General features: G+C 33.6%; 5 protein-coding genes. 2 read left to right on the top strand and 3 right to left on the bottom strand.

Annotated features, from left to right (window positions below):
- The first annotated feature begins 142 nt into the window (after positions 1–142).
- Positions 143–1,114: an arsenic resistance protein gene (locus tag ACKI2P_RS07400; RefSeq protein WP_407376417.1), complete on the top strand. Its 972-nt coding sequence runs from the start codon at positions 143–145 to the stop codon at positions 1,112–1,114.
- Here the strand turns inward: ACKI2P_RS07400 and ACKI2P_RS07395 are convergent.
- From ACKI2P_RS07395 to ACKI2P_RS07385, 3 genes are all read right to left on the bottom strand, one after another.
- Positions 1,111–2,157: a glycosyltransferase family 2 protein gene (locus tag ACKI2P_RS07395; RefSeq protein ID WP_407376415.1), complete on the bottom strand. Its 1,047-nt coding sequence runs from the start codon at positions 2,155–2,157 to the stop codon at positions 1,111–1,113. The two genes, ACKI2P_RS07400 and ACKI2P_RS07395, sit on opposite strands and share 4 nt — an antisense overlap.
- Before the next feature lie 42 nt (positions 2,158–2,199).
- A complete protein-coding gene (locus tag ACKI2P_RS07390; protein WP_407376420.1) occupies positions 2,200–2,904 on the bottom strand; it encodes a metal-dependent hydrolase in 705 nt (234 codons plus the stop codon).
- A 343-nt stretch (positions 2,905–3,247) separates the two neighbouring features.
- Positions 3,248–3,988: a succinylglutamate desuccinylase/aspartoacylase family protein gene (locus ACKI2P_RS07385; protein ID WP_407376413.1), complete on the bottom strand. Its 741-nt coding sequence runs from the start codon at positions 3,986–3,988 to the stop codon at positions 3,248–3,250.
- Positions 3,989–4,049: 61 nt separating this feature from the next.
- On the opposite strand from ACKI2P_RS07385, the gene ACKI2P_RS07380 reads away from it, so the two are divergent.
- Positions 4,050–5,981 carry an IGHMBP2 family helicase gene (locus ACKI2P_RS07380; RefSeq protein ID WP_407376418.1) on the top strand — a complete coding sequence of 644 codons (1,932 nt, stop codon included), beginning with the start codon at positions 4,050–4,052 and terminating at the stop codon, positions 5,979–5,981.
- Positions 5,982–5,994 lie beyond the last annotated feature (13 nt).

Here is a 5,994-nt window from a genome sequence, read left to right as displayed (position 1 = left end):
AAAATAAAAAAAATGAAATATAGCATAAAATGAAAAAATAAATAAAATCAAGCTTTTAATTGATAATTAAAGAAAAATTTAACGATGAAAAAATTTATATAAAATGAATTAAAAATTTAGTCATGCCTAAAAAAGTGATGATATGAATATAGTCGAAAAAATCGAACCGATAATAATTTTTTCTGCAGTTATAATAGGATTGCTATTAAGCGATATTGACATCATATCCCAAAATACCAATTACCTGATAAACATTTTCCTTTGTCTCATGCTTTATGGAGTATTTCTTGAAGTACCGATAACAGAGTTGAAAAACAGCTTTAAAAATGTCAAATTTACTGTTACAAGCCTCATAATCAATTTCATTTGGACACCTCTTTTCGGATACTTTTTGGGATCATTGTTTTTGAAGGGGAATCTGGATATTGTCATAGGATTTTTCATGCTGATACTGACCCCCTGCACAGACTGGTACCTAGTATTTACCAAACTGGCAAAAGGAGATGTGAAACTGAGTCTGTCAATACTTCCGATTAATCTGATTCTGCAGATTATATTGCTACCTATCTATTTATTCATATTCTTCTCAAGTGCCGATACAATGGACTCCACACGGCTTCTTCATTCACTGCTGATTGTAATCGTAATACCGTTCATTTCTGCACAAATTACAAAATTTATCTTAAACAACACTATAAGAGAAAAAGTTACAGACATATTTACACAATTGCAAATTCTGTTTCTATCGCTTGCGGTATTCTGCATATTCGCCAGCCAGGGAAAGATATTGTTTTCAAACTTGAATTCAGTCATTGAGATATTCATCCCATTAATCATTTTCTTTGGCGTGACCGTAATAATAGATTTGTTGGTTTCAGAAAAAATCAATTTTACATATCCAGAATATGCAAGCCTGACCATGACCACACTGGCACGTAATTCCCCGTTGGCATTGGCAATCGCCATTAACTCGTTTCCAGGCCATGAACTGATTTCAATAGCCCTTGTAATTGGACCTCTAATAGAACTTCCAGTACTTTATTTAGTTTCAAAATTCACATTATGGATTAAAAATTCAGGACTTTTTTTCGTCTGCAAAAACAATTTCTTTTAATGGCGAAGGAACTTTCTTAAGGGTTTTGTAACTTTCCAGCTGTTGGACTCTTCCATAGATTTTACTCTACGCTTACAGTCATAAAGCTCAATAGCGAGTTTACATTCCTTCAGATAATCAGATTCAAGGATTATTTCAGCACGGTCAGAATCCTTTTTCAAAATTAGAGGATTTGATTTAAAATCAAGATTTTCCAGAATTCCCTTGGCCTTTGTAAAATATTCATCGGAATCTGTGAACCCCATATAATATACCAGTTTAACAGTTTGAAATGCCTCAAACTCATCTTTAAACTCATCAAAATAATCATTTTTAACCAAATAATCTTCAATGATATCGGAAAGTGTGAAAAAATTTATCGTATTTGAAGATGAATGAACAAGAGAATCATCATTTTCACGATAATGATAAAGATATTCCGGAACAAATGAAATCCTTGAAGCTTTTAACATGGTCTTTACATGAAATGGTGCATCGGAATATGATTTAATTTCAGGAAATCTGAATTCCTCGCTGCTTTTTAAAAATTCAGTTTTATACATTTTAAGCCATGGTGCAAACAAATCATTTAGAACATGGCTTTTGACATCCTTATAATCAAAAATAAACTTGTTGAAGTTTACACCACTGAATTCCTTATCCAAATCAAAGGCCGGGAATTTATACTGCTCCCCATTTTTAATAAAGAGTGCTTTCATAATACAGAAATCAGAATCATTAGAAATTATATTATCATGAAGTTTTTTCAATGCATTTGTATCAAGGTAATCGTCTGAATCCATAAAATATGTAAAATTTCCGTTAACCATACTTAAAGCCTTGTTTCGGGTTTTTGCAACACCCATATTTTCCTGAGAAATAACTTTAATTCTTTCATCATTTTTCTCATATTCCTTAAGTATATTTAATGAGCCGTCACTGGATTCATCATCAATGCATAATATTTCAATGTCCTTAAAACTTTGATTAACTAAGCTGTCCAAACACTGTCTTAAGAAATTTTCACTATTGTAAACGGGCAGGATTACTGAAATTTCAACCATGTTATCAACTTACTATATCTATTTAATCATTATTAAATGATTTCAATTGAAAACATATTGCTCAAAGAGATTAAAAAGAACCGGCACATGATAAATTATTGCCAGAACAATCAAAATGAAAATTGATGCAATTCCGAATTTTCTATAAACCTTTTTTGAGGATAATGGAGCAAAAATCTTTATTCCAGCAGGAGTAAACGAATCAAGAACCATGTGTGAAAACATGCCCAAAAACAGGCTCAAAATTATTTCAATATAATTGACAGATCCTGTATTGAATATGAACAGGGAAATGAAATACAGCGGCAGAAATATCAGCAAAACTTTTCTGTTTAAAAATAAGAAGCTTAAAAGAGCTATTAAAATAGCCATCACCAAATAATAATTTTCCAAACTGGTTATGGCAATGGCCAATTGAAAAGCCCAGATTAGTATCAAGGAGACTGCGGAGGTAAGGATTATTGTACCGAAGATAGAATGAGTGAAGCTTCTATGCTCTGAAAAATAAAAGCAGACTCCTAGAAATACAATTATTGAACCAATCAAATAAGGCAATTTGAGGATATATAGTGAAATGAATACTACCAATCCCAGAATTATCAACTTATAGACATTGTCCTTTTTGAACTTATGGTCAAAATCGGGAATATTTGCACCTATCAGACTTAAAGCAATTAACAGAGGACTATGAAAAAACATCAATGAAAGAATCAATGCAAATATGGAATGTCCTTTATAAGAAGAGATACTATCACCCTACTTGAACTTCCTCAACTTATGGAAGTTGAGAATCTTACTTCACGGGCTGTATACTCTAATGAGTATAGGATTACCGTGCTATCCCCCCAGTCGCTGAGGTTCAACAATTTCTGTTTAAATCATTTTTCAACTTGGCTTTCGTTGAAATTTAATGAATTAATCTGATTGTTAATAATTAATTTAAATTTTATTTTATTTAAAACAAATGAGAGAGCATTTGATAAGTAATATTTTTCAAAAAAAATTTATAATGATGGAAAAAAAGTTTTACAGATTACAAACATTCCAATCAATTATTAACTAACATTCAATACTGAATGGAAAATTTGAATTAAATACCAAAATAAGACAAAAAGCTTTTCATCTGAGCATATGATCTTTCAACACTACCTTCAGCCACCTGTGCAAATGGGCATAGAACCTCTCCGGTGATTGCAGGAATGCCTTTAAGATTGCATACATCCTCAACAGCCCCCTTGTATGAAGCCCCGGCGAAGTCATAGGAAATGATATTGGATCCCACATCCTTGGAAATGTATGTTGCCATGAGAAAACTTTCAGGACATGGTGATTTTGTTGAAAAAATAGCTTCAAAACCTGGATTTGAATTGAATGCAGTTGAGTGAAAATCTCCCACAAAATTAATTCCCAATTCAATTGCCGCATTTAAAATCAGATTGCTCAAGGAATTTTCTATATGAGTTGACCTGTTCAAATCCATTGAATTGAAAAAACGCCTGTTGTCCATTGTCGCTTTTGGAGCTGCAAATGGAATAAAATAGACAGCGTGATTGAGTTCACGACCAACCAACTCATTTAAAAGTTTTAAATTGGCAATTTGAGAAGGCAGTTCATTTCCATGGATTCCAGACAATACCAATAGTTTGATTCCACCATCGCCCAATTTGAAAATTGGAGTCCCCAAAACAGCTTTTTCCAAAATGAATTTATTCAAATCAGTCAATTCGATTTGAGAGAATATGTTCTGATTTCTTGAAATGTAACCTCCGGAAAATTCATAAACATAACCCATTTCCAAATTATCAAATTGGCTGACTTTTTCAAACTGCATATAATATAGTTAGATTGAAACTTTTATTTAAAACTATAATCATATTATAATTAGAATGAAAATTAAAAAATACATTAAAAATTTGATTATACTAGTCAACTATGAAAGAGATGCTGAAATCGAACTTATGAGATTTGAGATAGCCCATATGTCCGGCCAGAAAAGAGAAGAATTAGGACGGGCCATCAATAAGGTCAAAGGAAAGTATATCGGAGAGGAGCTTGGCCTCAAAATAGTTCAGTTTGGAAGATCCGAGACAATAGACACCGAAATATCAGTTGGAGATATGGTGCTTGTAAGTACGGACAACCCCCTTAAAAGCGATTTTACAGGAACCGTTACAGAAAAGGGAGCAAGATTTATTAAAGTTGCATTTGACAAAAGGATTCCAAGATGGGTTGTAAAAAAGAAGGTGAGACTTGACCTTTATGCCAACGACATTACTTTCAGGAGAATGGAAGACAACCTGAAACATCTCAATTTGAAGGGAAAAAATGCCCTTGAATACATTTTGAATGAAAGAAATCCTAAAAAGAACCGTTCAACCCCTTACATTAATTATATCGACCAATCATTAAATGATTCACAAAAGACAGCCATTGAAAATGCACTTTCATGTGAAAACTTCTTTCTGATTCACGGCCCGTTCGGAACAGGAAAGACAAGGACATTGGTTGAGCTGATTTCACAGGAAACAAGACAAAATCACAAGGTGCTGGCTACAGCTGAAAGCAATGCGGCCGTTGACAACATTTTAGAGCGTCTGATGGAAAATAAAAAGTTGAATTTGACAAGACTCGGCCATCCTCAAAGGGTTTCAAAACACAATATCACTCAAACCCTTGCATACAAGGTTGAAAATCACAAACTGAACAAAAAGGTTGACAAAATCCATAAAAAGATCAACAACCTGATTGAAAAAAGAAAAGTTTACACCAAACCGACTCCACAATACAGAAGAGGATACGGAGATTACGACATCCTGTACAATGCTTCAAAAGGAAAGGGAGGACGTGGAATCAGTGCTGAGAAAATGAAATCAATGGCACAATGGATTGAATACAACCAGCAGATTGATGAACTGCACGATGACATCAAAAGAATCGAAAACAAGATGATTAGAGACATTATTGAGACAAGTGATGTAATCCTATCAACAAATTCATCAGCAGCCCTTGAATCCATTGCCAGAACTAAATTTGACGTTGCAATAATTGATGAAGCTTCGCAGGCCACAATACCAAGTGTTTTAATTCCGATAGCTAAAGCTCACAGATTTATTTTAGCCGGTGACCACAAACAGCTCCCACCAACAATAATCAGCGACAAGGCACAGGGATTGGAAAAGACACTGTTTGAAGAGCTGATTAAGATATACCCCTTCAAATCCCAATTACTGAATGTGCAATACCGTATGAACTCACTTCTGATGAAGTTTCCAAATAAAGAGTTCTATAATAACGGATTGAAAAGCGATTCAAGTGTTGATGACATTACAATCAATGATATAATAAACTCAAATAAGAAAGAAGATTCAATGCTTTTCATAGACACGTCAAATGTGGATGTTGACGGTGAAATGCACTTGAAGGATTCGAAATCCATCGTTAACGAACTGGAAGCAGACATTGCAGTGAATGTTGCAAATGATTATCTAAAAGCTGGCCTATGCGAAGACGATATCGGAATAATCAGCCCTTATGCAGACCAGGTGAAAATAATCCAGGAAAGAACCCCCGTTGAAGTTAAAACCGTTGATGGTTTTCAAGGAAGGGAAAAGGAAATCATCATCATATCTACAGTTAGAAGCAATAATGATGGAAATATAGGATTTTTAAGAGATTTGAGAAGATTAAATGTTGCAATTACAAGAGCTAAAAGAAAATTAATCATTATAGGCAATATTGATACTTTAAACAACAATCCGACTTATTCCCGGCTGATTGACTTTGCCCGTGAAAATAATGATTTGATAAAATTTAGGCATACCTAAACATTTATATACA

The organism is Methanobrevibacter sp. (assembly GCF_045541095.1).
Taxonomy (GTDB): domain Archaea; phylum Methanobacteriota; class Methanobacteria; order Methanobacteriales; family Methanobacteriaceae; genus Methanocatella.
Note: the sequence above shows the minus strand (reverse complement) of the source record. Positions and strands in the feature narration are given on the sequence as shown.